1 protein-coding gene and 1 pseudogene are annotated in these 1,170 nt (G+C 41.5%); one reads left to right on the forward strand and one right to left on the reverse strand.

Annotated elements, in window-relative coordinates; all coding sequences use genetic code 11:
• A pseudogene (locus CXF78_RS01265) lies at window positions 1–422 on the reverse strand (nitric oxide reductase transcription regulator); the annotation flags it as partial.
• 186 nt (window positions 423–608) lie between these two features.
• On the opposite strand from CXF78_RS01265, the gene CXF78_RS01270 reads away from it, so the two are divergent.
• The coding region (locus tag CXF78_RS01270) for a globin domain-containing protein (protein ID WP_257984795.1) at window positions 609–1,170 on the forward strand (562 nt) is incomplete at its 3' end.

Genomic DNA, 1,170 nt, shown 5'->3' on the forward strand with positions numbered 1-1,170 from the left:
TTAAGCGAATCAAAGCTACCGGCTTTCATGGCGTCTAAAGTTAAAACGCCCCACGCTTTACCATCGATATAAATAGTACTGCCCATGCAGTCATGCACGTGCAATTGTTCACTGCCATCATCGACTAAACCGTCGTAGGGATCGGGCAGCGTTGAGTCGGCATCAAAGCGGGTAATATGTGGGTTAGCTAAAATTTGCTGTAAGCGTGGATGGTGGTTAATCGAAAACTGTCTGGCGAGGGCTTGCTGCTTTAGCCCTACAACGGCTACTGGCACTAAATGATCATGTTTAAGTTTCAACAAGGCCACTACGTCGCATGGGATAGCGCGCTGAATCGCTAAAATCAGCCGTAAGTAACGCTCCGATTTTATCAGGTCACGATTTAAGTCTTCAACAATGTCGATAAAGGGAACAATATTCATAATATGTCAAATTAACCCAATTTAGGTTAATTTGACATATATATTGATCTAGGTCAATTTAACCTTTATATAATTTATATGTTTAAAAACAGCGGGGTAAATGTTGGCACGTTATGTGTAATGTCTGCATATACAAGGTAATTGATTGAAGCTTATCGCTATTTTACTCCCTAAGAGGAATCACGTATGTTAGACACTGCAACTGTTCAAATAATTAAGGCCACTGTTCCCGCGTTACAACTGTACGCCAATGACATTACCAGCCATTTCTATCCATTACTGTTTGCACAGCATCCTGAAGTATTGCCTTATTTCAATCAAACTAACCAAGGTAAAGGTACTCAACCTAAAGCACTTGCTAACGCTGTGATTGCTTATGGTGCCAATATTGATGCGCTCGGTAACCTAAGCGAAGCCGTCAGTAAAATCGTTCAAAAGCATGTTGCATTAGGCATTTTACCTGAACAATATGACGCTGTTGGCAGTTGTTTAATACAAGCCATTAAAGCCGTACTCGGTGATGCTGCAACAGACGAAGTGATTGATGCTTGGACCAAAGCTTATGGCCAATTAGCCAACATATTGATTGCGGCGGAAGAGTCAATTTATACAGCTAAAGAGCAACAACAAGGTGGCTGGCGTGGCGAACGTGACTTTATTTTAGTCAAACGTGTGGATGAAAGCTCAGTAATTACCTCATTCTACTTTCAGCCATTTGATAACCAAGGGTTGCCAAACTTTGAAGCTG

The organism is Shewanella sp. 11B5, from assembly GCF_002836795.1.
In the GTDB taxonomy this organism is placed as follows: Bacteria; Pseudomonadota; Gammaproteobacteria; order Enterobacterales; family Shewanellaceae; genus Shewanella; species Shewanella frigidimarina.